General features: G+C 58.0%; 28 protein-coding genes. 13 read left to right on the top strand and 15 right to left on the bottom strand.

All coding sequences use genetic code 11. The features are described 5' to 3' along the window. Positions 1-31: 31 nt before the first annotated feature. Complete coding sequence (locus tag ACQKPC_RS07815; protein ID WP_427623983.1) at positions 32-520, top strand: GyrI-like domain-containing protein; 489 nt, start codon at positions 32-34, stop codon at positions 518-520. Here the strand turns inward: ACQKPC_RS07815 and ada are convergent. The 5 genes from ada to ACQKPC_RS07790 all read right to left on the bottom strand — a co-directional run bounded on the left by ada (position 484) and on the right by ACQKPC_RS07790 (position 3,653). Then, positions 484-1,557 (bottom strand): bifunctional DNA-binding transcriptional regulator/O6-methylguanine-DNA methyltransferase Ada, encoded by a 1,074-nt coding sequence (gene ada / locus ACQKPC_RS07810; RefSeq protein ID WP_427623981.1) that lies wholly within the window; start codon positions 1,555-1,557, stop codon positions 484-486. The genes ACQKPC_RS07815 and ada overlap by 37 nt on opposite strands. A gap of 87 nt (positions 1,558-1,644) precedes the next feature. Continuing rightward, positions 1,645-2,325, bottom strand: coding sequence for a DNA oxidative demethylase AlkB (gene alkB / locus ACQKPC_RS07805; RefSeq protein ID WP_427623980.1), 681 nt, complete (start codon positions 2,323-2,325; stop codon positions 1,645-1,647). Beyond that, positions 2,315-3,025, bottom strand: coding sequence for a 2OG-Fe(II) oxygenase (locus tag ACQKPC_RS07800; protein WP_427623978.1), 711 nt, complete (start codon positions 3,023-3,025; stop codon positions 2,315-2,317). Before ACQKPC_RS07800 ends, alkB begins: the two co-directional genes overlap by 11 nt. 126 nt (positions 3,026-3,151) lie before the next feature. Then, positions 3,152-3,322 carry a hypothetical protein gene (locus ACQKPC_RS07795; RefSeq protein ID WP_162130638.1) on the bottom strand — a complete coding sequence of 57 codons (171 nt, stop codon included), beginning with the start codon at positions 3,320-3,322 and terminating at the stop codon, positions 3,152-3,154. A 28-nt stretch (positions 3,323-3,350) separates the two neighbouring features. Continuing rightward, positions 3,351-3,653 carry a DUF1883 domain-containing protein gene (locus ACQKPC_RS07790; protein WP_007900033.1) on the bottom strand — a complete coding sequence of 101 codons (303 nt, stop codon included), beginning with the start codon at positions 3,651-3,653 and terminating at the stop codon, positions 3,351-3,353. A 212-nt stretch (positions 3,654-3,865) separates the two neighbouring features. On the opposite strand from ACQKPC_RS07790, the gene ACQKPC_RS07785 reads away from it, so the two are divergent. Both ACQKPC_RS07785 and ACQKPC_RS07780 read left to right on the top strand, forming a co-directional pair. Continuing rightward, entirely contained in the window at positions 3,866-4,222 is a 357-nt protein-coding gene (locus ACQKPC_RS07785) for a hypothetical protein (protein ID WP_427623976.1), read from the top strand. 72 nt (positions 4,223-4,294) lie between these two features. After that, on the top strand, positions 4,295-4,525 hold the full coding sequence (locus tag ACQKPC_RS07780; RefSeq protein ID WP_007935641.1) for a hypothetical protein: 231 nt from the start codon (positions 4,295-4,297) through the stop codon (positions 4,523-4,525). A 168-nt stretch (positions 4,526-4,693) separates the two neighbouring features. On the opposite strand, the gene ACQKPC_RS07775 is transcribed toward ACQKPC_RS07780, so the two are convergent. Both ACQKPC_RS07775 and ACQKPC_RS07770 read right to left on the bottom strand, forming a co-directional pair. Beyond that, on the bottom strand, positions 4,694-4,975 hold the full coding sequence (locus ACQKPC_RS07775; RefSeq protein ID WP_123495387.1) for a hypothetical protein: 282 nt from the start codon (positions 4,973-4,975) through the stop codon (positions 4,694-4,696). A gap of 139 nt (positions 4,976-5,114) precedes the next feature. Continuing rightward, a complete protein-coding gene (locus ACQKPC_RS07770) occupies positions 5,115-5,303 on the bottom strand; it encodes a hypothetical protein (protein ID WP_007900038.1) in 189 nt (62 codons plus the stop codon). Between the two features lie 280 nt (positions 5,304-5,583). Between ACQKPC_RS07770 and galU the strand changes: the two genes are divergently transcribed. Together galU and gorA are read left to right on the top strand one after the other, a co-directional pair. Further along, entirely contained in the window at positions 5,584-6,423 is an 840-nt protein-coding gene (gene galU, locus ACQKPC_RS07765; protein ID WP_007900040.1) for a UTP--glucose-1-phosphate uridylyltransferase GalU, read from the top strand. Positions 6,424-6,552: 129 nt separating this feature from the next. Then, on the top strand, positions 6,553-7,911 hold the full coding sequence (gene gorA, locus ACQKPC_RS07760; protein WP_427623974.1) for a glutathione-disulfide reductase: 1,359 nt from the start codon (positions 6,553-6,555) through the stop codon (positions 7,909-7,911). Here gorA and ACQKPC_RS07755 read toward each other — a convergent pair. Further along, positions 7,908-8,927: a DNA-binding protein gene (locus ACQKPC_RS07755; protein WP_427623973.1), complete on the bottom strand. Its 1,020-nt coding sequence runs from the start codon at positions 8,925-8,927 to the stop codon at positions 7,908-7,910. The genes gorA and ACQKPC_RS07755 overlap by 4 nt on opposite strands. Before the next feature lie 178 nt (positions 8,928-9,105). On the opposite strand from ACQKPC_RS07755, the gene ACQKPC_RS07750 reads away from it, so the two are divergent. The 3 genes from ACQKPC_RS07750 (at position 9,106) to ahpF (ending at position 12,433) form a co-directional block, all read left to right on the top strand. Then, the gene (locus tag ACQKPC_RS07750) at positions 9,106-10,044 is read left to right on the top strand and encodes a site-specific integrase (protein ID WP_427623971.1); all 939 of its coding nucleotides are present in this window, start codon (positions 9,106-9,108) and stop codon (positions 10,042-10,044) included. A gap of 137 nt (positions 10,045-10,181) precedes the next feature. Continuing rightward, positions 10,182-10,745: an alkyl hydroperoxide reductase subunit C gene (gene ahpC / locus ACQKPC_RS07745; protein WP_007900047.1), complete on the top strand. Its 564-nt coding sequence runs from the start codon at positions 10,182-10,184 to the stop codon at positions 10,743-10,745. Positions 10,746-10,870: 125 nt separating this feature from the next. Continuing rightward, complete coding sequence (gene ahpF, locus ACQKPC_RS07740; RefSeq protein ID WP_427623970.1) at positions 10,871-12,433, top strand: alkyl hydroperoxide reductase subunit F; 1,563 nt, start codon at positions 10,871-10,873, stop codon at positions 12,431-12,433. A gap of 186 nt (positions 12,434-12,619) precedes the next feature. Here the strand turns inward: ahpF and gloA are convergent, their stop codons facing one another. Beyond that, a complete protein-coding gene (gene gloA / locus ACQKPC_RS07735) occupies positions 12,620-13,141 on the bottom strand; it encodes a lactoylglutathione lyase (RefSeq protein ID WP_008075428.1) in 522 nt (173 codons plus the stop codon). 156 nt (positions 13,142-13,297) lie between these two features. Here gloA and ACQKPC_RS07730 point away from each other — a divergent pair, with 156 nt between their 5' ends. Next, on the top strand, positions 13,298-13,801 hold the full coding sequence (locus ACQKPC_RS07730; RefSeq protein WP_427623969.1) for a DUF4946 domain-containing protein: 504 nt from the start codon (positions 13,298-13,300) through the stop codon (positions 13,799-13,801). A gap of 173 nt (positions 13,802-13,974) precedes the next feature. On the opposite strand, the gene ACQKPC_RS07725 is transcribed toward ACQKPC_RS07730, so the two are convergent. The 3 genes from ACQKPC_RS07725 to ACQKPC_RS07715 all read right to left on the bottom strand — a co-directional run bounded on the left by ACQKPC_RS07725 (position 13,975) and on the right by ACQKPC_RS07715 (position 17,085). Next, a complete protein-coding gene (locus ACQKPC_RS07725) occupies positions 13,975-14,340 on the bottom strand; it encodes a histone-like nucleoid-structuring protein, MvaT/MvaU family (RefSeq protein ID WP_008075430.1) in 366 nt (121 codons plus the stop codon). A gap of 233 nt (positions 14,341-14,573) precedes the next feature. Beyond that, on the bottom strand, positions 14,574-16,109 hold the full coding sequence (locus tag ACQKPC_RS07720) for an EAL domain-containing protein (protein ID WP_427623968.1): 1,536 nt from the start codon (positions 16,107-16,109) through the stop codon (positions 14,574-14,576). A 103-nt stretch (positions 16,110-16,212) separates the two neighbouring features. After that, entirely contained in the window at positions 16,213-17,085 is an 873-nt protein-coding gene (locus tag ACQKPC_RS07715; RefSeq protein WP_427623966.1) for a LysR family transcriptional regulator, read from the bottom strand. Between the two features lie 274 nt (positions 17,086-17,359). Here ACQKPC_RS07715 and ACQKPC_RS07710 point away from each other — a divergent pair, with 274 nt between their 5' ends. Together ACQKPC_RS07710 and hppD are read left to right on the top strand one after the other, a co-directional pair. Further along, a complete protein-coding gene (locus ACQKPC_RS07710; RefSeq protein ID WP_427623965.1) occupies positions 17,360-18,307 on the top strand; it encodes a DMT family transporter in 948 nt (315 codons plus the stop codon). A 248-nt stretch (positions 18,308-18,555) separates the two neighbouring features. Continuing rightward, complete coding sequence (gene hppD / locus ACQKPC_RS07705) at positions 18,556-19,632, top strand: 4-hydroxyphenylpyruvate dioxygenase (RefSeq protein ID WP_218394992.1); 1,077 nt, start codon at positions 18,556-18,558, stop codon at positions 19,630-19,632. Between the two features lie 128 nt (positions 19,633-19,760). On the opposite strand, the gene rarD is transcribed toward hppD, so the two are convergent. The 3 genes from rarD to ACQKPC_RS07690 form a co-directional block, all read right to left on the bottom strand. Beyond that, complete coding sequence (rarD, locus tag ACQKPC_RS07700; protein ID WP_427623964.1) at positions 19,761-20,642, bottom strand: EamA family transporter RarD; 882 nt, start codon at positions 20,640-20,642, stop codon at positions 19,761-19,763. Between the two features lie 357 nt (positions 20,643-20,999). After that, the gene (locus ACQKPC_RS07695) at positions 21,000-22,013 is read right to left on the bottom strand and encodes an aldo/keto reductase (RefSeq protein WP_427623963.1); all 1,014 of its coding nucleotides are present in this window, start codon (positions 22,011-22,013) and stop codon (positions 21,000-21,002) included. 269 nt (positions 22,014-22,282) lie between these two features. Then, positions 22,283-23,593, bottom strand: a complete 1,311-nt coding sequence (locus tag ACQKPC_RS07690) for an MFS transporter (protein WP_063343739.1) — start codon at positions 23,591-23,593, stop codon at positions 22,283-22,285. Positions 23,594-23,762: 169 nt separating this feature from the next. Between ACQKPC_RS07690 and ACQKPC_RS07685 the strand changes: the two genes are divergently transcribed. Together ACQKPC_RS07685 and ACQKPC_RS07680 are read left to right on the top strand one after the other, a co-directional pair. After that, the gene (locus ACQKPC_RS07685) at positions 23,763-24,875 is read left to right on the top strand and encodes a sugar diacid recognition domain-containing protein (protein WP_427623961.1); all 1,113 of its coding nucleotides are present in this window, start codon (positions 23,763-23,765) and stop codon (positions 24,873-24,875) included. A 274-nt stretch (positions 24,876-25,149) separates the two neighbouring features. After that, positions 25,150-26,292 (top strand): glycerate kinase, encoded by a 1,143-nt coding sequence (locus ACQKPC_RS07680; RefSeq protein ID WP_427623960.1) that lies wholly within the window; start codon positions 25,150-25,152, stop codon positions 26,290-26,292. Positions 26,293-26,513: the final 221 nt, after the last annotated feature.

Here is a 26,513-nt window from a genome sequence, read left to right as displayed (position 1 = left end):
GACAAATTGTAGAAACAAGGAAATAGCGACAATGGATGTAAAGCTGCGTGAAGTGCTGCCCTTTAGCGTCTCTGGGTTGCAGGTTCGAACCCTCAATGCCGCAGAAAAGCAGCCAGATACCGCGCGAATCGGCCCAATGTGGGAACAGTTTTTCGTTGAGGACGTTTTCGACAAGATCGCCCACAAACAGCCGGATTCCTTTATGTACGGCGTCTATTCCAACTACGAGTCCGACGCTTCGGGTCACTTCGATGTAACCGCGGGTGCAGCGGTCACCGCGCCCTCCGAGGACTTTGCGCAAATTCAGGTTGAGGGCGGCGATTACCTGGTATTCAGCGCCAAAGGGCCGATGCCCGACAGCGTCATCCAGACGTGGGGCCTGGTCTGGGCTTACTTCGAGGATAACCCGCAGGTTCGCCGCAAGTTCGCCACGGACTTCGAGGTCTACACCGGCCCGGAGACCGTGGCGGTCTACATCGGCATTCAGGACTCAGCCGCGTTTTCGCGTTCCAGCAACTGACGCTTGCGCTCCACGCCCCAGCGATAGCCCGACAGGTTGCCGTCGCTGCGCACCACGCGATGGCAAGGGATTGCCACCGCCAGGCTGTTCGCACCACAGGCCTGGGCCACGGCGCGCACGGCTTTCGGTGCGCCGATGCGTTGAGCGATATCGGCGTAACTGGCGGTGCTGCCGGCGGGAATCTCCCGCAGGGCTTGCCACACCCGCTCCTGAAATGCCGTGCCGCGTACGTCCAGCGGCAAGTCCAGGCCGAGGGCCGGGGCTTCGATAAAGCCCACCACTTTAGCGATCAACTGCTCGAACTCATGATCGGCGCCAATCAGGTTGGCACGCCGAAACTTGTCCTGCAGGTCACAGACCAATTGATGCGGGTCGTCCCCCAATAGAATCGCGCAGACGCCGCGCTCACTTTGCGCCACCAGAATCGCCCCGAGGGAACACTGGCCGACGGCAAAACGAATGTCATTGTTCTGCCCGGCCGCACGGTAATCGCCGGGCTTCATGCCCAGCACTTGATCCGCGGCCTCATAGAATCGGCTGTTGGAGTTGAATCCGGCGTCATACAGGGCGTCGGTGACCGTGCCGCCGTCCGCCAGGCGCTCGCGAACCTTGCGTGAACGATGGGCGGTGGCGTAGCCCTTGGGCGTCAGGCCGGTGATGGCCTTGAACACGCGATGGAAGTGGAAACTGCTCAGACCGGCTGCGTCCGCCAGTTCATTCAGCGCCGGCAACGTCTCGGCGGATTCGATGTGACGGCATGCGGCGGCCACGGTCGTGGCGTGCTGTGCGGCGACGTCGCTTTGATCCTTCGCGGCTCGTTTGCTGGGGCGATAACCCGCCGCCTGAGCTTGCTCGGCGGTGTCGAAGAACTCGACATTCTGCGGTTTCGGCAAACGCGCCAGGCTGCTGGGGCGGCAGTAGATGCCGGTGGTTTTCACCGCATACACAAACTGCCCGTCGGCGCGGGGATCGCGCGCGACCACGGCAGCCCAGCGAGGATCGTTCTCGGTAGCGATTTTTGTCGATTGAGTTGTCATGGCTTCATGTCCGTTGACCCGTTTCATGCAGATTAACCAGCCGGCAGAGACGCCACACTCCGGGTCTTGCGGTCGAACTCAACGGTTTCATCCCGCGGTACGAAAGGTGAAGTTGATCCGTTGTTCGCCCAACTGAGGGTGATAACCCTCCTTGATCGGCAATACGCCGTGATAACGCAAACGGTCGACGCCGCCCCAGACCACAATATCGCCGTGCAACAGCGGCACGCGTTGGCTTTTGGTGCTGCGTTCGAAGCCACCGAACAGGAACGTCGCCGGCAACCCCAAGGACACCGAAACGATGGGAGCCGCGTAGGAACCTTCGTCTTTGTCCTGATGCAACGACATTCTGGCACCGGGAATATAGCGGTTGATCAGGCAGGAGTCCGGTACGAAATCCATAAAGTCTGCCTCTCGTGCCGCCGCTTGCGCCAGCTCGAAAAACACCTCAGGCATTTCAGGCCAGGGTGCGCCGGTCTGCGGATCATTACGGGTGTACTGGTAGCCGCTGCGGTCAGTCGTCCAGCCCCAGGTGCCGCAACTGCTCAGTGCCACTGACATGGTAAAGCCGCCGGGCGTGACCATCTGCCGAAAGGGCGCGGCGGCCAGAACCGCCTCCAGCGCCGGCAGCAACCGGTCGAGCCAGGGCAGGGCAAAGCCTCTAAGCACGTAGGATTGTTCGCCAATCTGCTCGCGTCTGGACGGCTGCTCGGGTTCTGTATCGGCAAACAGATCAAAAGTGATCGGGCTCATGGGGTCATAACGCATCGTGAAAGATGATTCCAAGGGTATGCCGTTTTCCACTGTGCAGGCGACTCACGCCATGACGCATCGTTACTCGGTAATAGCCGCGAACACCTTTTACCGGACGCTGATTCACGGCAAAAATCAACGCGTCGCCTTTCTTCAGACCGATGACTTGCGGGCGCGACTGCATTCTCGGACGTTGTTCCGTCAGCACAAACTCACCGCCGGTAAAGTCTTCCCCCGGTTCTGACAGAAGAATCGCCACTTGCAGCGGAAAAACGTGTTCGCCGTACAGGTCCTGATGCAAACAGTTGTAGTCCTGCGGCCCATATTGCAGCAACAAAGGTGTCGGGCGTTCCTGACCGGCGGCATGACAGCGCTGCAAAAATGCTTCGTGCGATTCGGGGAAACGGGTCGGCAGGTCCATCGATTCGTACCAGCGATTGGCGATTGGAACCAGTCGAGGGTAGAGCGCGCTACGCAACCGGGCCACCGGATCCGGCAACGGGTACTTGAAGTACTTGTACTCGCCCCGGCCAAAACCGTGGCGAGCCATCACCACTTTGGAGCGAAAGGGCTCGGGCCGGTCGTACAGGGCGCTTATTTCATCGCAGGACTGATGGCCTAAAAACGACCGGATTAGCGCGCAGCCATCCTGATCGAGTTGCTGCGCAAGCGTGATCCAGTCGAGGGCATCGTTATGAATCGGGTCGGTAAACAAGGTTCTGACTCCTTGACCAAAAGGTCGAGGCGGTCAGTTTAGTGAGCGTTGCGGGAGTGGGCACTCCGGCGCTTGCGGTCGAATTCGAAAGGGGAGCAGACGTCCATGTTGTCGCTCCAGATCGCTTTACAGCGCTTTGCTCACGCTGATCTCGCTGATGACATCTTCAGTCTGGCCATGAATGACGTCGAGTGCAGCCTTGGCTTCTGCTTCCGTGCCGTTTTCCAGCTGGGCGAATTCAAAGCGGCGCTCGCCGTTGAGTTTGTATTTGATGACGTATTTGGTCGTCTGGGCCACGGTCATACCTGCCTGTTTTGGTGTGGGCTCAGCTCAGTTTGGAGCTGGAGCGGCGGATGATTTTGATCGAGTGCGTCAGGGTCGGTTTGCGGGTCACGCTGATCGGCCGGCGATTGACCGTGTCGATGGTGATGTTCCAGAAACCGGTGCTTGGCGCAGTGATGCGGGCCGGGAAGGTGTCGAATGCGCCGCCGTGGTAAGTATGACGGCCGCCATTCTTGAAGCTGCGGAAGTTGGCGTCGTTCATCAAGCGGATGTTGCACATTTGGGAGCACTGGATGACGACGATGTCGTCTTCGTTGAGGTGCTCGCGCTGGTGGATAAATTTCATGAGGCGCCTCCAGAAGGGCTTTTTCTACAAAATCAAAACGATAGCATGGGCGATTGGCGCAGTTTATCAGCCCGAACAGGTTATTATCCGGCTCTCGAGGTGCGCTTTGACAATTAAAAACAGTTATACGGAATTCTATGAGCGATAAAAGCAGTGAGCCTCGGAGAAAACCAGCATTTGTGCTGTCGGAAGGTCTTTATCGGAGGTTCTGTATGAAGTGGGGAGTTCTGGTCGGGCCGTTGGCGTTGGCAGTGGGTGGATGTGCGAGTGTCTCGGACATCAATGAGACACTGCCCACCATGAGCGTGATATCAGGCAAGAATCCCCATGAGTACGCCCAATGCCTGGTCGAAAAGCTCGCCGATAGCCGTGGAGCCCTGCAAGTCGAACCGCACAAGGACGGCGTGCGAGTTATCGTGCCGCAAAAGTTCTCGTCGGGGCCGGCCGCCGTGTTTGAAATTGAAGACCGCTCTGGCGGCAGCAGCATCAAGCTGCATGAGCGCATCTCCAATGTGCCATTGCGCCCATGGGATGTACGCAATGCCGCCACCGCATGCATATCCGGCTGATAAACTACCCCCAGTCAGCATCGATGCCGTCAAAGTCGCGCTTTGACGGCATTGTCATTTCTGGAGTCAAGCATGAAGCGAGAGCAGGTGCGGGAGCGCCATGCAGAGGGTCATATCTCTGCCACCCACGTGATTCAGAACCCGGCGAATCCGGGGGAGTGGATCGTGTTTTTCAAGAAAAGCGCCGGGCGCAGTTTTTTCCTGGTGGATGACAACGATGAAGTCGAGTCCTTCAGTCGCCTCGACGATTTAATCGAGACCGTGCGCGGGCTCGGGATCAAATTCGCCGAAATCCATATGTAGGGCAGGGGGAGCCCTAATGACGTTAAGTTAAGACACTGAACCTGTGGGAGCGAGGCTTGCCCGCGAAGAATACACCGCGGTTTTTCAGGTATTACGCGTCATCGTTCTTCGCGGGCAAGCCACGCTCCCACAGGATTTGCGTAGCTCAAGTTTCTCAACACGGGAGAGCTACTTGCAGACCACCACCACGCTGCGGTTTTTGTAATTGCCGACGTCGACGCCCAAGGTCTTGTCGCTTTCCTGCGGCGAAGGTGTGCCGTCGGTACCGACAATCCGATAACCGGTGCCAGCGCACGAGGCATCGGCTTTTTCGTAGCAGGTGGCCCAGTCGTTGGCTTCCCCGGAGCAGTCGATGCTCAGGCCTTGTTCGCCATTTTTCAGGTAAGTGGTTTCGGACGTGGCGCAGCCGCTCAGGGCCAGAACTGCAATCAGTGGCAAAAATTTATTCATGTCGTGGTGGTCGTCAGTGATGGTGGCTAAAAGCTGTGACAGCGGCTGCATCGAAAGGTTATAGCGAATGGCCACTTCGTTGCGGACAATCACAAAAAAGCCCTGCGCAAAGGCAGGGCTACGTCGTGTCAGGTTCAGCTCAAGGCTTGTCCTTGCCGCGCCGCTTGGGGCCTGCGGGTTGATCTTGCAACACCGATGCCACTTCAATCGCCAACGCTTCGGTAGGGAACGGCCCGGCAATATTTTCGCCGCCGACGCTGTCTACCCACCACTGGCCGTCTTTTGCCTGATTGATCAGGTACCCATTAACACTTTTTGCTGCCGACATCTATCTGCCTCGTTGGCTGGTTCAATCGCACAATGATAGCGCCAAATGCCCTCAACGGGTGCCTATGGTGTAGGGTAGGGCGGATTGTCTTTCGGATGATGGCCGCGCAAATCTGCCGATCTCTGCTATCTATAAGAGGTTGTGCAATGTATCTGCGGAACTATCCATCAGAATATTTCTCTATGATGGCATCGGTTAGCCAGCGCGGGGCATTGTAAGGTGCACGCCGCCTGATTAGACTGCGCCGAAACTCGTACACACAGCCCTTTCAAGGACTTATATGATCAAGAAATGCTTGTTCCCAGCAGCCGGTTACGGTACTCGCTTCCTGCCAGCGACTAAAGCCATGCCCAAAGAAATGCTGCCGGTGGTAAACAAGCCACTGATCCAGTACGGCGTTGAAGAAGCACTGGATGCCGGGTTGACCGAAATTTCCATCGTCACCGGTCGTGGCAAGCGCGCTCTGGAAGACCACTTCGACATCAGCTACGAGCTGGAAAACCAGATCAAGGGCACCGACAAAGAGAAATACCTGGTCGGTATCCGCAAACTGCTCGACGAGTGCTCGTTCTCCTACACTCGCCAGACCGAAATGAAAGGCTTGGGCCACGCGATTCTGACGGGTCGCCCGCTGATCGGCGACGAACCTTTCGCCGTGGTACTGGCGGATGACTTGTGCGTAAACCTGGAAGGCGACGGCGTACTGACCCAGATGGTCAAGCTGTACAAGCAGTTCCGCTGCTCCATCGTTGCCATTCAGGAAGTCGACCCGCAAGAAACTCACAAGTACGGCGTGATTGCCGGTGAGATGATCCGCGACGACATCTACCGCGTTCACAGCATGGTTGAAAAACCAAAGCCTGAAGATGCACCGTCGAACCTGGCGATCATCGGCCGTTACATCCTGACCCCGGACATCTTCGACCTGATCGAACAAACCGAGCCAGGCAAGGGCGGCGAAATCCAGATCACCGACGCCCTGATGAAGCAGGCACAAAACGGCTGCGTCATGGCCTACAAGTTCAAAGGCAAGCGTTTCGACTGCGGTGGCGCCGAAGGCTACATCGATGCGACCAACTTCTGCTTCGAGAACTTCTACAAGACTGGCAAGGCTTACTGATAGCGCCTGAGCTGCTTGTATTGAAAAGCCACCTTCGGGTGGCTTTTTCATTTTCCGGCCCCACATAGTTTGCAACGCTTGCCCAAAGGCCGCCCGCAGGTATGCTGGTGGCCTGCCGAGGAGATAGAAATGGCCTACGATTTTGACCTGTATGTGATTGGCGCCGGTTCCGGCGGTGTGCGGGCTGCGCGGTTTTCGGCCGGTTTCGGCGCGAAAGTCGCCGTGGCCGAGAGTCGCTACCTGGGCGGTACGTGTGTGAACGTCGGCTGTGTGCCGAAAAAATTGCTGGTCTACGGTGCGCACTTCGCCGAAGACTTCGAGCAGTCGCAAGGTTTTGGCTGGACCCCGGGTGAGGCGAAGTTCGACTGGGCGACGCTGATCGCCAACAAGGATCGCGAGATCAATCGCCTGAACGGCATCTATCGCAATCTGCTGGTCAACAGCGGTGTGACCCTGCATGAAGGCCACGCGAAAATCGTCGATCCGCATACCGTCGAGTTCGATGGCAAGCGCTACACCGCCAAAAACATCCTGATCGCTACCGGTGGCTGGCCGCAGGTCCCGGAGATTCCGGGGCACGAGCACGCGATCAGTTCCAACCAGGCGTTCTTCCTTAAAGAGCTGCCAAAGCGCGTTCTGGTGGTCGGTGGTGGTTACATTGCGGTGGAGTTTGCCGGGATTTTCCACGGGCTGGGTGCCGAGACCACGCTGCTGTATCGCGGAGATCTGTTCTTGCGTGGCTTCGATGGTGCGGTGCGCAAGCATTTGCAGGAAGAGCTGTCCAAGCGCGGCATGGACCTGCAATTCAATGCCGATATCGAACGCATCGAAAAGCAAGCCGATGGCAGCCTGAAAGCCACGCTCAAGGATGGTCGTGTACTGGAGGCGGACTGCGTGTTCTACGCCACCGGCCGGCGTCCGATGCTCGACAACCTTGGGCTGGAAAACACCGGCGTCAAACTCGACAAGAAAGGCTTTGTCGAGGTCGATGAGCAGTATCAAACCGCAGAGCCATCTATCCTGGCTCTGGGCGATGTGATCGGGCGAGTACAGCTCACGCCGGTCGCGCTCGCGGAAGGCATGGCCGTGGCGCGGCGTTTGTTCAAACCCGAGCAATATCGTCCGGTGGATTACAAGATGATCCCGACCGCCGTGTTCAGCTTGCCTAACATCGGCACTGTCGGCCTGACCGAAGAAGAGGCGCGGGAGGCCGGCCACGAGGTGGTGATCTTCGAAAGCCGTTTCCGGCCGATGAAGCTGACCCTGACTGAATGCCAGGAACGAACCTTGATGAAGCTGGTGGTGGACGCCAAGACTGACAAGGTCCTGGGCTGCCACATGGTAGGCCCGGAAGCCGGCGAGATCGTTCAGGGGTTGGCAATTGCCTTGAAGGCAGGCGCGACCAAACGTGACTTCGACGAAACCATCGGCGTGCATCCGACTGCCGCCGAAGAGTTCGTCACCATGCGTACGCCGGTCGCGAGTTAATCGTCCTTACGCGGCGCTGATGCGTCTGGCCCTGCCGCAACGACAGCGGCCAGTCGCGCGCTTTCATCCAGGCTTGCCTGCAACTTGATCAGTTCAACTTCCAGCGCTTTGTTGATGTGCGACTGTTCGTCGATGTTCTGCTTGAGTGACTGGCTTTCCAGCATGGCAATGCGCAAGCGTTCCTGGAGGAGGGTGCGTTCGCTGTCGATACGGTTGACCTGTTCCAGCAGCTGATCCTGCCGGCTATTGGTGTGCTTGAGTTGCTCTTGCGACAGGCTCAACTCTCGCAGCGTTCCGCGGTTTTCCGTCAGTAAGCGCTCGTTATCGCGATGCAGTTGGGTGATTTCATCCTGTCGAACCAGTGCGCTTTGCTGCGCCTGACGCAACTCCATCTGAATCTGCTGCACCTGGCCTTCGTGGCGGCGCTGTTCCTGCTCGCGCTGGTCTTTGACGGCATTGCGGTAGTGTTCCAGCGCCTCACGAGCGTGCAGGTGCTTTTCTTCCAGCGAGCGAATCTGCTCATCCTTGTCTTGCAAGCGTAATTCGAAATCTGCCAGCGCCTGGTTCAATCCGGCGTTGCGGGTTTGTTCGCTTTGCAGCATGGAGCGAGTGTCATGCAGTTCTGCCGATTCCTGGGTCAGTGCCAGACTTTGAATTTCGTATTGCTGGTGCAATTCGGTATTGGCCTCGCGGGCCTCATGCAGTTGGGTTTCCAGCTCTTTTCGTTGTTGCTCGAACTGCGCGCGTGCCTGGTCGATGGGTTCTTGCGCCTGCTCTTTCAGGCGTTGCGCCAGCCGCGACACCAGGCTTGTCAGCTCATCGTCGATAGGCTCGGAAGGTGCTTGGGCGGGTTCGGCGCCGTCATCGAGCTCCTTCATATAGCGATGGATTGTGGTTTTTGAACCGGTATTGCCCATCTCGATCCGCACCGCGTCGATGCTCGGGTGTTCGCCCCGGGCGAGGATTGCTGAGCGTGCCGCTTGCACCAGTGCCTTGTTTACGCCGCCACGTGCCATGTGTTCTCCTACGATTTGATACTGTGGTACGTACCACTAATATACACAATGTACCATGATATGAATAAAGTTTAAATTCCGTGATTCATCATGCGGGATATACTGGTATTACCCCGTGTGATGCGCTGTAATCCGGGGTTTCACCCGCCAGAGCGGTACGTTTTCGAGAACTGAGCCCATGACTGAACTGGATCGCTACCTGCAAGCCGCCACGCGCGACAACACCCGTCGCAGCTATCGCGCGGCCATCGAGCACTTCGAAGTCAGTTGGGGCGGGTTCCTGCCAGCGACCAGTGACAGCGTGGCGCGCTATCTCGTGGCCCACGCAGGCGTGCTATCGATCAATACCTTGAAGTTGCGCTTGTCCGCGCTGGCCCAGTGGCACAACAGTCAGGGTTTCGCCGATCCCACCAAGGCGCCCGTGGTGCGCAAAGTGTTCAAGGGCATTCGCGCGCTGCACCCGGCACAGGAGAAACAGGCCGAGCCATTGCAGCTTCAGCATCTGGAGCAAGTGGTGGCCTGGCTGGAGCAGGAGGCGCAAACCGCCAAGGCGCAGGGCGATCAACCGGGATTGCTGCGGGCCCGGCGTGACACGGCGCTGATTCTGCTGGGCTTTTGGCGCGGTTTCCGTAGCGATGAATTGTGTCGCGTGCAGATTGAGCATGTGCAGGCCAGCGCCGGCTCAGGCATTACCCTCTACTTGCCTCGCAGCAAGAGCGACCGCGAGAACCTCGGTCAGACGTACCAGACGCCAGCCTTGCAGCGTTTGTGTCCGGTGCAGGCCTATATCCAGTGGATCACTGAAGCGGCGCTGGTCCGCGGGCCGGTGTTTCGGGGTATCGACCGCTGGGGCCATTTGAGCGAGGAGGGCTTGCACGCCAATAGCGTGATTCCCTTATTGCGCCAGGCACTGGAGCGCGCCGGTATTGCGGCCGAGCACTACACCAGTCACTCCTTGCGTCGTGGCTTTGCCACCTGGGCCCATCAGAGCGGTTGGGATTTGAAGTCGTTGATGAATTACGTGGGCTGGAAGGATATGAAGTCCGCCATGCGCTATGTTGAATCCAGCCCGTTTATCGGGATGACCCGCATCGCTGAAAAGCCATTGACGCTGTAGATCACGTTTTCTTCTATTAATACTGTCGGCTAATAGCGAAAACCAATCAACAGCATCAGGTTTGCCAATGAGCCAGCCGGCGATCGACTGGGTAGGATTCACCCATCAACTTCTTAACCCCTGACGGAGAGTCATCGATGCCTATCATCAACAGCCAAGTTAAACCGTTCAAAGCTGACGCCTTTAAAAATGGCGACTTCGTAAAAGTGTCGGACGCTGACCTGAAAGGCAAGTGGTCTGTCGTGTTCTTCTACCCAGCTGACTTCACCTTCGTCTGCCCGACCGAACTGGAAGACCTGGCTGACAACTACGCCGAGTTCCAGAAGCTGGGCGTCGAAATCTACAGCGTTTCCACCGATACCCACTTTGCTCACGCTGCCTGGCACAACACTTCGCCAGCGATCGGCAAAATCCAGTACACCATGATCGGCGACCCGACTCACGCTATCTCCCGCAACTTCGACGTGCTGATCGAAGAAGCTGGTCTGGCTGACCGTGGCACCTTCGTGATCAACCCTGAAGGCCAGGTCAAAATCGTTGAACTGAACGACGGCGGTGTAGGCCGTGATGCTTCCGAGCTGCTGCGCAAAATCAAGGCTGCTCAGTACGTTGCTGCTCACCCGGGCCAGGTTTGCCCAGCCAAGTGGAAAGAAGGCGAGGCCACTCTGGCTCCGTCCCTGGACCTGGTCGGCAAGATCTAAGTCTGTGACGCGCTTCATCAGGGCGGAACTCCGCACCTCCTAAGTAAGCTGCACCGCCCTCAAAAACGCCCGGGCGAGATTCGCTCGGGCGTTTTTTTTCGACACGAATAAAGGAAATCGCCCGTATGTTGGACGCCACTCTTAAAGCCCAGTTGAAATCGTACCTGGAACGGGTCACCCAGCCGATCGAGATCGTTGCATCCCTCGATGACGGTGCGAAATCCCAGGAAATGCTCGCATTACTCAAAGACGTTGCCAGTCTTTCTACCCAGATTACTTTGCTCGACAACGGTGACGATGCACGTAAGCCATCGTTCTCGATCAACCGCCCGGGAGCCGACATCAGCCTGCGTTTCGCCGGTATCCCGATGGGCCACGAATTCACGTCCTTGGTGCTGGCCCTGCTGCAAGTTGGCGGCCACCCATCGAAGGCCAGCGTTGAAGTGATCGAACAGATACGCTCGCTCAAAGGCGAGTTCAACTTCGAGACTTACTTCTCGCTGTCCTGCCAGAACTGCCCGGACGTGGTCCAGGCGTTGAATCTGATGGCTGTGCTGAACCCGAACATCCGCCACGTCGCCATCGATGGCGCGCTGTTTCAGGCTGAAGTCGACGAGCGCCAGATCATGGCCGTCCCAAGCGTTTACCTGAACGGCGTTAACTTCGGCCAGGGCCGCATGGGCCTGGAAGAGATCCTCGCCAAGATCGACACCAGCGGCATCGAGCGCCAGGCCGAGAAAATCAGCGCCAAAGAAGCCTTTGATGTACTGGTCGTCGGCGGTGGCCCGGCCGGTGCTTCGGCGGCGATCTACGCTGCTCGTAAAGGTATTCGCACCGGTGTGGCGGCGGAACGTTTTGGTGGGCAGGTGCTCGACACCATGGCCATCGAGAACTTCATCTCGGTGCAGGAAACCGAAGGGCCGAAACTGGCCGTGGCGCTGGAAGAACACGTCAAGCAGTACGACGTGGATATCATGAACCTGCAACGCGCCGACAAGCTTGTGCCGGGCAAAAATGGCGCGCTGCACGAAATCCACTTCGCCAGTGGTGCGTCCTTGAAAGCCAAGACCGTGATTTTGGCGACCGGCGCCCGGTGGCGTGAAATGAACGTTCCCGGTGAGCAGCAATACCGCAACAAGGGCGTGGCGTACTGCCCGCACTGTGACGGTCCGCTGTTCAAAGGCAAGCGTGTGGCGGTGATTGGCGGCGGTAACTCCGGCGTCGAAGCAGCCATCGACCTGGCCGGTATCGTATCCCACGTGACGCTGCTGGAGTTCGACGTACAACTGCGCGCCGATGCGGTATTGCAGCGCAAGTTGCACAGCCTGGCGAACGTTACTGTTATCACCAGTGCGCAAACCACTGAAGTGACTGGCGATGGTCAAAAGGTCAACGGCCTGCGCTACAAGGATCGTCAGTCGGACGAGTTGCGCACTGTCGAGCTGGAAGGAATCTTCGTGCAGATAGGTCTGTTGCCTAACACCGATTGGCTCAAAGGCACCATCGAGCTGTCGCCGCGTGGCGAGATCATCGTCGATGCCCGCGGTGAAACGTCGATGCCTGGCGTGTTTGCGGCCGGTGACGTGACCACCGTGCCGTACAAGCAGATCGTGATTGCGGTGGGCGAGGGCGCCAAGGCTTCCCTCAGTGCATTCGATCACTTGATCCGCACCTCGGCGCCTGCATAAACGCCGACGCCGAAAACACAAAACCCCATGAGTGATCATGGGGTTTTTTTGTGTCTCGCACTGATCGTTCCCACGCTCTGCGTGGGAATGCAGCCCGGGACGCAGAGCGTCCCAAAGCGTGACGCAGAGCGTCACAGGAGGCGTTACCACGCAGAGCGTGGGAACGATCATTTCTGTGTGTGGGGCTTACATCGGTGCAGGCTGAATGATTTCTACCCAGTAACCATCCGGGTCCTTGATGAAGGCCAGGCTCTTCATGCGGCCGTCGTTCAGGCGTTTCTGGAAATCGCAGCCCAGCGCTTCGAAGCGCTCGCACGCGGCACGAATGTCCGGTACCGAAATGCAGATATGGCCGAAGCCACGTGGGTCGGTGTTGCCATTGTGGTAGGCGAAATCCGCGTCGTTCTCGGTGCCGTGGTTATGGGTCAGCTCGAGAATGCCGGGAATCGATTTCATCCACTCGGTGCGAGCCGCGGCATCGGCCGGGATCTGGTTTTTATCGACCAGCGCCAGGAAATACAGACTGAACTCGGCTTCCGGGAAATCGCGTTTTTCCACCAGCGAGAAACCCAGGACGCGGGTGTAGAAATCCAGGGACTTGGTAATGTCCTTGACCCGCAGCATGGTGTGGTTGAAGACGAACTTCTGGGTGGCGGTGTCGGGTTGTGCAGTCACACCGGGAAATGTATTGAGTTCGTGCAGGCTCATGGGGCCCTCCGGAAAATCCAAGAATGGTCACAATGATACGCAAGGGCTCCGGCATCGCCAAACCAAAACCGCAGGCTTGCCTGACAGCCGGGTGAGGCTCAGACTTTACGGCTCAATTCGTGAGTGTTCATTGCAATGACCCGATTCTGTCAATCGATGTTCGTCCTGATGTGTCTGCTTTCAGGTGTTACCCCCGTTTATGCAGAGGCTCCGGTCATGACCTGGCCAGGCGGATGGACCGTCGAGGCTATTGCGCAAGACGAGGCTAAACCCCAGGTATCCCGGCAACGCGCGGTAAAAAACGATCAGGATGGTACGCCGGTGATGGTGATGGAGTTGACCATGACTCAGGTAGAAAGTGGTCATCAGGTGAACCTGGAAGGCGTGCTCCTGGAAATGCGCAAGTCGGTGCAAAAGGACTTTTTTCAGAGTGGATATCAGAGCGTTTGCACTAAAATTCACCCGACTACCTTAAGCCGGCTATCGGCGCTGGAAACTACCTGCACGATTACGCAGAACGGTCGACATGTGCTGTCTCAAACATTGGTCGCGGCGGTTGACGCCGATAAGGCCTATGTTCTTTCTTATGCGGGGCAGGCAGAGGTTTATAAGGCAAGTCAGGACGACATAGCGGCGGCTCGAAACAGCTTGAAACTTTAGTTTAAGGTTTACGTATCAGTAGATTTCAGCGTGTTCGACATTTTTTAGATAGCCAAAGGGATTAAGCATAAAGTTCATCGGGATGTAACGAGTTGATCGGCGACTTTCGTTGCATTTAGACGCTGTCCATGAAAAAGCCCTGCATTGCAGGGCTTTTTCATGATCGCGAGTGCTTAGCCTCGCAGCCAGGAATCAACGGTGGCAGCACCGTATTGTTCCTTCCAGGCTTTCAGGCCGCGATGATTGCCGCCCTTGGTTTCAATCAGTTCGCCGGTGTGCGGGTTCTGATACACCTTGACCACGCGAGCGCGGCGGGTTTTAGGCGCTGCTGCCTGCTGCAGGCCGGATTTTGCCGGGTTTGGATCGAGGATGGCGATGATGTCGCGCAAGCTCTTGCCGTAGGTTTTCATCAGCCCCTGGAGCTTTTCTTCGAATTCGATTTCTTTCTTGAGCCCGGCATCGTTCTTCAGCGATTCCAACTGCTTGAGCTGTTCTTGAAGGGCCTTTTCAGCTGCACGGAATTCAGCGAGTCTGGACAATATCTTTACTCCAATAGTGTGTTTGGCTGATACCAACCGCAAACAAAGCTATAAGCCAAGAGCCTTGAAGCGACTCGGTGATAATGGCGCACCTGCCAGTTCTGCACAGGCATGAAAAATTGTAGTAGTTAATTGGCCAAGAGTAAATCCTGACTTTTTCTTCATGTAACAAGAGTAGTCTTTTGATTCAATTTGGTGCGCATCTTCATGATTTCGCCCCTTAGAGCGGTTAGTTAACGATCACTTAATGCTCTAATGAAGTCTGCGCCGGGCATCGGCCGACCAAACAGATAACCTTGCAGGAAGTTCACGCCGTGGGCCGTCAGATAGTCACTCTGTTCTACGGTTTCCACGCCTTCGGCGACAATACCCAGATCGAGTTTGGCCGACAGTTCGATGATGCTGTCCAGGATGTGTCGGGACAGGGCGTCAACGCCAATCATGGAGACAAAGCTCTGATCGATTTTCAGAAAGTCCACATTGAACTGACGCAAGTAACCCAGGCTTGAGTGACCCGTTCCGAAGTCATCGATCGCGATCATCACGCCCAACCCGTGAAGCTGCTCGAACAATTGCAGGGTGATGGCTGTCGGCTCGATGAGTTCGCGTTCGGTCAGCTCCAGCACCAGGTTGATGCTGCCCGGGGCGAAAGCGCTGAGGAATTCACGGCAGTCTTCGACCAGTTCCAGATCCCGGCAGTGACTGGCGGTAATGTTGATGCCAATGTGAAACGGCCTGTCGAACGAGGTCGACAGGGGAGCCAGCAATGCGCAGGTCTGTCGCATCAAGGAGCGAGTCATCGGCACGATCAGCCCGGAATGTTCGGCAAACGGGATGAACAGATCAGGGCGTACCAGGCCTTCTTTGGGATGTTTCCAGCGCATCAATACTTCGGCGCCGGACCACTGCTTATTGTCGCCGTGCACCACGGGCTGAAAATAAGGAATGAACTCTGCTGCCTCCAGCGCCCGCTGCATTTCACGGCTCGGCGACATCGAGCGTTTCTGCAGCACATGTCCGATCGAGCCGGACACCACACCGAAGAACATCAACAGACTGAACAGCGGCGGGTACTCACTGCGCATGTAACGCCAGGTTTCTCCTTCGGGAAAACCTGCGGTAACGGTAAAGGCATAACGCGAAGACGCCAGCGTGTTTAGCGCCACGGGCAAGGCGGGCAGGGCATCGTCATGGACCTTGCCGTCGGCTGACAACCAGTGGGGGCCGACTTGCAACAACAATAATGCTTTGCGACCGATCAGGCGCAGCACGTTACTCAGGTGATAACCGTCCAGCGTGGTCAATGCGCCCTGGTTTCCTTCGCTCAGCCGATACACCAGCAACGCGGTATTGGGCGTGACTGGATTGCCGTTCATGAGCCATAGCTTGCCTTGGGTGTAATCGTCGGGATTGATCTTTTCCTGATATTCACCGAACAACGAACTGCAATAGAGGTTGGTGTTCCATACAAGATTGGTCGAGCGCACGAATGGTCGGCGGGTGACTTGTTCACGCAGGGCCAGTTTGACGTCGCTGCAATTCTGGCCGGCCAGAGGCAGTAGTTCTTGCGCCGCTAGTGCGGTGTTGTCGAGCATCAGCTCGAATTGGCGAACGGCTTCTTCGCCAGACAGTTCGGTACTTTGCTTGAGCGTACGTTCAGCCTGCAGATAGAGGATGGCACCCCCCAACGCCATTGGGAGCGCCGCGCTCAGAACGGTCACGACGATCCGGGTACCGCGTTTGCGGCGGCTTTTGACGTTCAGTGGCATTCGCAAATCCATCGCGATAAAAGAGGGCTCTCAAAGGTTGGCAGGGCGACACGCCTCCCAGAAGAGTTCAGCCATGATAGTTGGCCGGCAGCACCTATGCCGTTCAATGATCATTCAGGCTTGAAGCCAGTTTGATAAAGGCCAGCGTCGCAGGTGATGACTGACGCTGATCGAGCACCGCCAGCCCGACTTGGCGGCTGACCGGTGGCGACAGCGGTTTTTTCACGTAGCGGTTGTCGTTGTGGTCAGGCAAAGAGCTTTCGGCGACAACGGTCAGGGCGTCGCCACGGCCTACGGTGTCCAGTGTGCTGAGCAACTGCGAACAGCGATAGCGAATATTCGGCGTCAACCGCGCCGCGTTGAATAAGCGCGATACCAGTTCCGAAGAACCGGCTTCGGTCAGTACAAAAGGGTCGTGGCATAAATCGCTCAAGCTCAAACTGTCGCGACCGGCCAGCGCATGGTCGGCAGGCAGCAGCGCGACCATCTGGTCTTCGATCAGCCCAAAAGTGTCGAAACGCTCCAGGGGCAACACCACGAAGCCGATATCGATACGTCGCTCTTCCAGCCACTGGATCACTTGGCGATCCGGCCCTTCGTCGATGTGAACCTCGATGCCCGGGTGTGCGGCGCGGTAATGCTGCAGGATTTTCGGCAGTAGTTTGATCGATGAAGTCGGGCCGAACGAGCCGATGCGCAGGGTGCCGCGTTTCATCCCGCGGGCATCCGCCGCTTCCTGGCGCAACGTGTTGGCCAGCCCGAGCATCGCCCGAGCGCGCAGTAACAGCTGCTGGCCGATGTCACTCAGCTCGACCTGAGACTGATGCCGACGCAGCAGTTCTACACCCAGTTCCTGTTCCAGCGACTTGAGCGCGTGGGACACCGCGGATTGGGAAATCTCCAAACGATGGGCTGCCGCCGTGAAACCGCGCAGTTCGGCCACCAGCGAGAAAATCTCGAGTTGAGTCAGGGTCATGAGTATTTACTCATTTTACGATGATCGGGTATTAGCAGAATGATACGCCATGTGCCGAGGCCGATCGCAATCTGTAACAGCTGGTGAAGCCTGCGTTCGGCTGCGAAGCAGTCGTGAATCCGGCTGATGCGGTCTGCCTGACGTGCCGCAGTCCCTGATTTTGCGACTGCTGCGCAGCCGAACGCAGCCTCGCGGGCTCGGCAGCTGCTACGGGTGCGCTATGGCTTAACTGACTGGTTATGCCATGTACCCGATTTCTGATGGTGGAGACCTAATGACTACGTACGAACAGACACTTGCGAAAACTACCGATGTACCGGTTTATCTGAAACTGGCCGCGGTCACCATGATCTGGGGCGGGACGTTCGTCGCCGGGCGATTTCTGGCCGACAGCCTCAGTCCGATATTGGCCGCGAGCCTGCGGTTCTTGCTGGCGAGCGTGGCGTTGCTGCTGTTTCTGTTGCTGGCGCGGGTGCCTTTGGTGCGCCCCAGCCCTCGGCAATGGCTGCAACTGACGCTGCTGGGTTTTTTCGGGATTTTCTTCTACAACCTGTGCTTCTTTTACGGGCTGCATTACATCAACGCGTCACGGGCGTCGTTGATCGTGGCGTTGAATCCGGCCGTGATCGGCCTGGCGTCGTGGCTATTGTTCAAGGAGCGACTGAGTGGGGCGAAAGTGGCCGGTATCGCTATCTGCATTGCCGGCGCCAGCCTGGTGATCGTCAGCCGCAATCCGCAGTTACTGGCCGGTGGTACTGATGCCTGGATCGGCGATCTGTTGATTTTCGGCTGCGTGCTCGGCTGGGGCATTTATTCTCTGTTCTCCAAAGGCCTGAATCAAACGTTGGGGCCGGTGCAGACGGTGACGTACTCGATTTTGCTGGGCACGCTGATGCTCTGGGTGACCAGCGCCGTGCGTGGTGAACTGAGTGTCGCGGCGCTGGCTGAACTCGGCACGCAACAATGGTTGAGCCTGATGTACCTGGGCGTACTGGGTTCGGCATTGGCCTATATTGGTTATTACGACGGTATCCGCAAAATCGGTGCGACGCGTTCGGGTGTGTTCATTGCCTTGAACCCGCTGACCGCCGTTCTGTTTGGCGCATTGTTGCTGGGTGAGCAATTGACACTGGTGATGTGCCTGGGCGGCGGGCTGATCCTGGCAGGGATTTTTCTGTGCAACAAACCGCTTGCGCACGCTACAAAAAGGGGGATTTTATAAGAAGGCGGACAAACTGATTTACGCTGTGTAGAATCGAGTTACGCATATAAGAATAATCGTCTTCTGGCAGCAGAAGCCTCGCCCGCAAGAGCCTTGGGTCGACAATGAAGAGTTTTGGGTTTCAATTGATCTACGGTGACTTCCTCGCCCGCAGCGTGCGGGGCATCTCCTGCGCGCCACCCGCCGGTCTCAGCATTGCTAGCAACTAACGATCCGTTAATTGACAAGAAAATGATGAGGCGCCAACCATGGCAGATTTATACGAAAACCCAATGGGCCTGATGGGCTTTGAGTTCATCGAATTCGCATCGCCGACCCCTAACACCCTGGAGCCGATCTTCCAGATCATGGGCTTCAGCAAGGTCGCGACCCACCGTTCCAAAGACGTGCACCTGTATCGCCAGGGCGCGATTAACCTGATCCTCAACAACGAACCCAACAGCGTGGCGTCGTACTTCGCGGCCGAACATGGCCCGTCGGTGTGCGGGATGGCGTTCCGCGTCAAGGATTCGCAAAAGGCCTACAAGCGTGCCCTGGAACTCGGCGCCCAACCGATCCACATCGAAACCGGTCCGATGGAGCTGCACCTGCCGGCGATCAAAGGCATTGGCGGCGCGCCGCTGTACCTGATCGACCGTTTCGGCGAAGGCAGTTCGATCTACGACATCGACTTCGTGTTCATCGAAGGCGTTGACCGCAACCCGGTCGGGGCCGGCCTGAAGATCATCGATCACCTGACCCACAACGTGTATCGCGGGCGCATGGCTTACTGGGCCAACTTCTACGAGAAGCTGTTCAACTTCCGTGAAATCCGTTACTTCGATATCAAAGGCGAATACACCGGCCTGACCTCCAAGGCCATGACCGCGCCGGACGGCATGATCCGTATCCCGCTGAACGAAGAGTCCTCCAAGGGCGCCGGGCAGATCGAAGAGTTCCTGATGCAGTTCAACGGTGAGGGCATCCAGCACGTGGCCTTCCTCAGCGATGACCTGATCAAGACCTGGGATCACTTGAAAAGCATCGGCATGCGTTTCATGACGCCGCCGCCGGACACCTACTACGAAATGCTCGAAGGCCGTTTGCCGAATCACGGCGAGCCGGTCAACGAATTGCAAGCGCGGGGCATTTTGCTGGACGGTTCGTCCGAGTCGGGCGACAAGCGTCTGCTGCTGCAGATCTTCTCGGAAACCCTGATGGGCCCGGTGTTCTTTGAATTCATCCAGCGTAAAGGCGACGATGGCTTCGGCGAAGGCAATTTCAAGGCACTGTTCGAATCCATCGAGCGTGACCAGGTTCGTCGGGGTGTGCTCTCTACTGATTAACCCGGTTCAGCTTTAAAACTGTGGGAGCGAGCCTGCTCGCGATGGGGACTTCAGATTCAACATGGATGTTGGCTGAAAGACCGCTATCGCGAGCAGGCTCGCTCCCACATTTTATTGTGCATGCAATGTTACGGGCGTCGATGACGCATCAAATGCTTGAACCCTTCAAACACCAACACCAGCACCGCCAACCAGATCGGAATATAGGTCAGCCATTCGCCGGCCTTGATGCTTTCCCCCAGCAGCAACGCAACGCCGAGCAACAGCACCGGCTCGACGTAACTCAACAACCCGAACAGGCTGAACGGCAGCAGCCGACTGGCAATGATGTAGACCACCAGCGCCGAAGCACTGATCACCCCGAGTATCGGGATCAACAGCGACAGCCACGGATGTTGATCAAACACGCCGAAACCTTGCTCGCCGCCCTGCACGAACCAGAACGCCACCGGCAGCATCAACGCCATGTCCAGCCAGAGCCCGCCAAGGTTGTCGGTGGCCAGGCGCTTGCGCAGGATGAAATAGATCGGATAGCCGACCACCACCAGCAAGGTCGCCCAGGAAAAACCGCCGACCTGATACAACTCGTTGAGCACGCCAAGGCTGGCGAAGAACACGGCGATTTTCTGCAGATAGGAAAGACGCTCGCCATAGGCGATTCGCCCAGTCAGGACCATGGACAGCGGCAACAGGAAATACCCCAGCGACACGTCGAGGCTATAACCGTTGAGCGGTGCCCACATGAACAACCAGAGTTGCAGGCCCAGCAGCACCGCAGAGCCAATCAGGCCGACAATCAGCTTCGGCTTGCCAGCCAGCCGCCGAACAATCTCGACCACGCGCTTCCATTCACCGGACACCACCATGAACACCGTCATGCACGGCGCGGTCAGCAGCATCCGCCAACCGAAGATTTCTACGCCGCTCAAGGGGGAGAGCAGCGATGTGTAGTAATACATGACGGCAAACAGCATCGAGGCTGTAACCGATAGAGCGATACCTTTAGACAAACTGTCCTCGCGGGTTGAAGGTCAAACGGGGCGCGCAGGATACGTGGTTTTTGTGTTGAATATTGTCCGAACGATCAACACCCATCGAGTGTGGCAGAAGCACAGACAAATGGTGGATGCAAAACCGCCATCGCGAGCAGGCTAGCTCCCACAGTTGGCCGTGATCGACTGTAGATCTTGTGATCCACACAAAACCCTGTGGGAGCGGGCCCGCGAAAGCGGACTGCCAGTCAACATCAATGCTGAATGTGAAACCGCCATCGCGAGCAGGCTCGCTCCCACAGTTGGCCGGGAACGCCAATAGATCTTGTGATCGACACAAAACCCTGTGGGAGCGAGCCCTGCTCGCGATTAATCTCAAACCGTGCGCAGTTTACGCCCTGGTACAAAGTGGCTCACGTCATTGAACCCTGGCGTCGACGCGTGCCCTGGTGTCACTAGCGAATCAATAAACGCCTCGTCCTCAGCCGTGATCTTCACCGCCTGTGCCTTGGTGTACGCATCCCACTGTTCCTCAGTGCGAGGCCCGACGATGGCCGAAGTCACAGCGCCATTGTTCAGTACCCAGGCAATCGCGAACTCGACGATGCCCACGCCACGGCCCTGCGTGTACTCCTGGATCTGTTGGGCAATGCGTAACGACTCCACCCGCCATTCGGTTTCCAGAATGCGTTTGTCCTGACGGCCCGCGCGGCTGTTGGCGTCCGGTGTCACGTCGGGCGCGTACTTGCCGCTGAGCACACCACGTGCAAGAGGACTGTATGGCACCACACCGAGGCCATAGTTTTGCGCGGCAGTGATCTGCTCGGTTTCCGCCTGACGGTTGACGATGTTGTACAGCGGTTGGCTGATGACCGGCCTGTCGACACCGAGTTTGTCGGCGATGCGGATGACTTCGGCAATACGCCAGCCACGGTAATTCGACAGGCCCCAGTAGCGGATCTTGCCCTGGCGGATCAAATCGCCAATGGCGGACACCGTGACCTCCAGCGGCGTGTTGTGGTCTTCGCGGTGCAGGTAATAGATGTCCAGATAATCGGTGCCCAACCGCGTCAGACTGGCGTCGATGCCGTTGAACAGATGCTTGCGGCTCAGGCCGCTGCGGTTCGGCATACCGTCCACCGGTCCGAAGCCGACCTTGGTGGCCAGTACCCATTCCTGCCGCCGACTGGCGATCGCTTCGCCGACGATCTCTTCGGAACGGCCGTTGGTGTACACGTCCGCAGTGTCGATGAAGTTGATGCCCTGGTCCCAGGCCTTGTCGATGATTCGCAGGGAATCTTCGGTGCTGGTCTGTTCGCCGAACATCATGGTGCCCAATGTAAGGGTCGACACCTGTAAACCCGAATGACCCAGCGTGCGATAGCTCATGACGAAATCCTTTTACCGGTCAGAAAGCCCTAATCAAATACCAGAACCGTGACTGGGAGCAATCGGAATTATTAGGCCCGATCACCTGTGGCGAGGGGGCTTGCCCCCGTTGGGGCGCGAAGCGGCCCCGGCATTTCAAAGTTGAACCGCATGTAACGGGTTTACGACTGCTTCGCAGCCGAACGGGGTGATGCGGCACTCCGACAAGCCCCCTCGCCACAACAGCCCCTCGCCACAAAAGCATGCCTGCGATCTTTTGATCTTGCCCTTTAAACCCGCAACGTCCGCGTCATGCGCAACGCCAGCAAACTCCCACAAACAATCACACCCGCCAGCAGATACAGCGCCGCATCGGTCGACCCGGTGCTGTCCTTGACCCAACCCACCAGGTACGGGCTAAGAAAACCCGCCATCTGCCCCATGGAGTTGATCAACGCCAACCCACCGGCAGCCGCACCCGCGCTGAGCATGGCGGTCGGCACGGGCCAGAACATCGGCAGGCCGGTGAGGGCGCCCATGGTGGCGATGGTCAGCCCGAGAATGGCAATGGCGGGGTTGGCAGCGAAGTTCACCGCAATCAACAGACCCACCGCGCCCATCAGCATCGGCACCACCAAGTGCCAGCGGCGTTCTTTGCGCAAATCAGCGGAACGACCGACCATCAACATAAACACCGCCGCCAGCAGATACGGAATCGCACTGAGCCAACCAATCACCAGGTTATCGCTGAAACCCAGATTCTTGATGATCGACGGCAGCCAGAAGTTGATCGCGTAGACACCGCTCTGGATGCAGAAATAAATCAGGCCGAAGGCCCAGATCGCCGGGTTCTTGAACACCGCCAGCAGGGAATCGGTGGCGGTTTTCGGTTTGCTGGCCAGGTCTTGCGCGTGATCGGCCTCAAGCACCGAACGCTCGTAAGGGGTCAGCCACTTGGCGTTGGCGTAGCTGTCGCTGAGCAGGAAATAGGCGAGGGCGCCGAGGATCACCGTCGGAATGCCTTGCAACAGGAACATCCACTGCCAGCCTGCCAAACCGGCTTGTCCTGCACCGAAGTGGTTGAGAATCCAGCCGGAAAACGGGCTGCCGAGCAGGCCGGACACCGGGATCGCCGACATGAACAGCGCCATGATGCGGCCACGGCGGAACGTCGGGAACCACTGCGAAAGATAAAGCACCACGCCCGGGAAGAACCCGGCTTCGGCCGCACCGGTAAACAGGCGCAAGGTGTAGAACTCGGTCGGTGTGGTGACGAACAGCAGGCAGGTCGAGAGCGTGCCCCAGGTGATCATCATCAACGCGATCCAGCGTCGCGGGCCGAATTTGGTCAGGGCCAGGTTGCTCGGTACACCGCACAATACATAGCCGATGAAGAAGATCCCGGCACCGAGGCCGTACACGGTTTCGCTGAATTTCAGTGCGTCGAGCATCTGCAGTTTGGCGAACCCGACGTTCACCCGGTCGAGGTAATTGAACAGGTAGCAGATGAAGATGAAGGGGATCAAGCGCAGGGTAATGCGTTTGTAAACGGCGTTTTTGTCGTCAGCGGTGGCCAGGGTAGCTGCGGCGCTCTGTGACATGGCGGGCTCTCTCTTTATTATGATTTTTTGCGACGCAAGGGTAACGTTGATCGCCCAGTGAGTCTCGGCCACCCCTTGGGTGGTTGTCTTTGTGCCTGAGCACAGGATTTATGACCAAGGCCTGTGCGGGTGTACAACCCGTTCCATCACGTTTTCAAGGAACCGCGCTATGTTCGAACTCGATCACGACCTGGCCCAGGACATCGTCGACCGGGCGATGGCCATCCTGCCGTACAACGTCAATGTCATGGACAGTCAGGGATTGATTCTCGGCAGCGGCGAACCGGAGCGCATCAACACTCGCCACGAAGGCGCGCAGTTGGTGCTGGCCAACGGGCGCGTGGTCGAGATCGACGCGCAGACCGCGATTCACCTCAAAGGCGTGCAACCGGGCATCAATCTGCCGCTATTGCTCGATCAGCGTTTGATTGGGGTGCTGGGCATTACCGGCGAACCCGAGCAATTGCGCACCTACGCCGAGCTGGTGCGCATGACCGCCGAGATGCTGGTGGGCCAGCGCAATCAGCAGGCCGAGCAGCAATGGCGGCGTCAGCGTTGCGATGATCTGCTGGCGCTGCTGCTCAGCGAGGCGGGGGATTCGCCGCGGTTGCTGGACGAAGCGCAGCAGCTGGGGCTCAAACCGCAGTTGACGCGGGTGCCGTATCTGTTCGAGTTGGGCCTGGAACACGGCCCGGGCCAAACCGTCGAAGCACTCAGCGCCTGGCTGATGTCGCGTTATCCGGACAGTTGGTGCGTGAGCTCGGCCAAGTCTTCGTTGCTATGGTGCCGACCGGCGACGCCTGCGATCGAAAATGATCGGCTGCTGGAGAAGCTCGATGGCCTAGGCTGGAATATTTTGCGCATTGCCGTGGGCGGGCAGGCCGATGGCTTGTCGGGATTGCGCCGCTGCTATCGTCGGGTCGGTGATTTGCTGGCCTACGGGCGTGATGTGTTGCCGCATTCGCGCTTGCTGACGCTGAACCGCTATCGGCTACCGGTGATGCTCTGGCGGCACCGCAACGACGATGCGCTGGATGAACTGCTGCGTCCGCTGCGCAAAGTCATCGCCAAGGATGGCAACGGCCAACTGCTGGCGACCCTGCGCAGTTGGTGCGAACACGACGGCCAGAGCCAGGCCTGCGCCGAGGCGTTGGGCATTCATCGCAACAGTCTGCGTTACCGCATGGAACGAATCGCTGAACTCAGCGGCGTCGATCCGCTGAAGCTGGATGGAATGCTCGCGCTTTACCTTGGAGTCCAGCTCCTGCCCCAAACCGACTGATACACACAATTCCCCGGTCGATCACGCGCATCCATTCGCACGCGTTCAAATGTAGGAGCTGGCGAAGCCTGCGATCTTTTGATCTTGATCTTCAGTGCGCCGGAAAAAAGCAAGATCAAAAGATCGCAGCCTTCGGCAGCTCCTACGTTGAGAATTATGTAGGCAGTGAGTTTTGTGGAAATGAACAATAATCCTCTTGACCGCTTGTGCAGCGGACCGGCGTTATTGTTCATGGCGGCTGGCAGCATGGACGCATTGGAACTGGAGAATTCGCATGAAAATCGTCATCGCCCCCGATTCGTTCAAGGACAGCCTGAGTGCTCAATGTGTGGCCGAGGCCATTGCGCTGGGGTTGGCGGAAGTCTGGCCGGATGCACACTTGATCAAGTGCCCGATGGCTGATGGCGGGGAAGGCACGGTCGAATCGATTCTGGCCGCATGCGACGGCGAACTGCGCCGTACCCATGTTCGCGGGCCGTTGGGTGCCACGGTCGATGCCGCGTGGGGCTGGTTGCCACAGAGTCACACCGCGATCATCGAAATGGCCGAGGCCAGTGGCCTGCAATTGGTTGCGCCGAACCTGCGCGATGCCTGCACCAGCAGCACCTACGGTACCGGTGAATTGATCCGCGCCGCGCTGGATGCCGGCGCGCAACGGGTGATCCTGGCGATTGGCGGCAGCGCCACCAACGACGGCGGCGCCGGGGCGATGCAGGCCTTGGGTGTGAAACTGCTGGACGCTCAGGACCAAACCCTGGTGCCGGGTGGTCTGGCCTTGGCGCAACTGGCCCGCCTTGATCTGAGTGAGATCGATCCGCGTCTGGCCAAGGTGCGCTTCGACATCGCCGCCGACGTCAATAACCCGCTGTGCGGCCCTCATGGCGCCTCAGCGATTTTCGGCCCGCAGAAAGGTGCAACACCCGAACAGGTCGAGCAACTGGACCAGGCCCTCGAGCACTTTGCCGAACTCTGCGCACAAGCTTTGGACAAGGACGTGCGCGACGAACCGGGCAGCGGCGCGGCGGGCGGTCTGGGGTTTGCCGCCAAGGCGTTCCTCGGTGCGCAATTTCAGGCCGGGGTGGAAGTGGTCGCCGAATTGGTGGGGCTGGCCGAGGCGGTCAAAGGCGCCGACCTGGTGATCACCGGCGAAGGTCGCTTCGATGCCCAAACCCTGCGCGGCAAAACACCGTTTGGCGTGGCGCGCATCGCACGCCAGTACGGCGTGCCGGTCATCGTCATCGCCGGCACCTTGGGCGAGGGGTATCAGGCGCTGTACGAGCATGGCATCGATGCGGCCTTTGCCTTGGCCAGCGGACCGATGACATTGGAGCAGGCCTGCGCTGAAGCACCGCGTTTGTTGCGTGATCGCGCCCGTGATATTGCGCGGGTGTGGCGGGTGGCGGCCCGCAAGGCCTGACCAATGCCCGTCAGTTAAACGCAATCCATGTGGGAGCGGGCTTGCTCGCGAAGACGGCGGCACAGTCAACATTAATGTCGTCTGACACACCGCTTTCGCGAGCAAGCCCGCTCCCACAGGTTCTGCATTTAAGCTAACGAGTGTTTCACCGCTGAAACACGCCTGCCTCCCTCGAAAAATATTTCTCCAACCCCTGCAAAAACCTCAACCCCGGCCGATAC

The organism is Pseudomonas sp. NPDC089918 (genome assembly GCF_050280605.1).
Taxonomy (GTDB): Bacteria; Pseudomonadota; Gammaproteobacteria; order Pseudomonadales; family Pseudomonadaceae; genus Aquipseudomonas.
The sequence above is the reverse complement of the archived record's forward strand: the minus strand, read 5'-3'. Positions and strand labels throughout refer to the sequence as shown.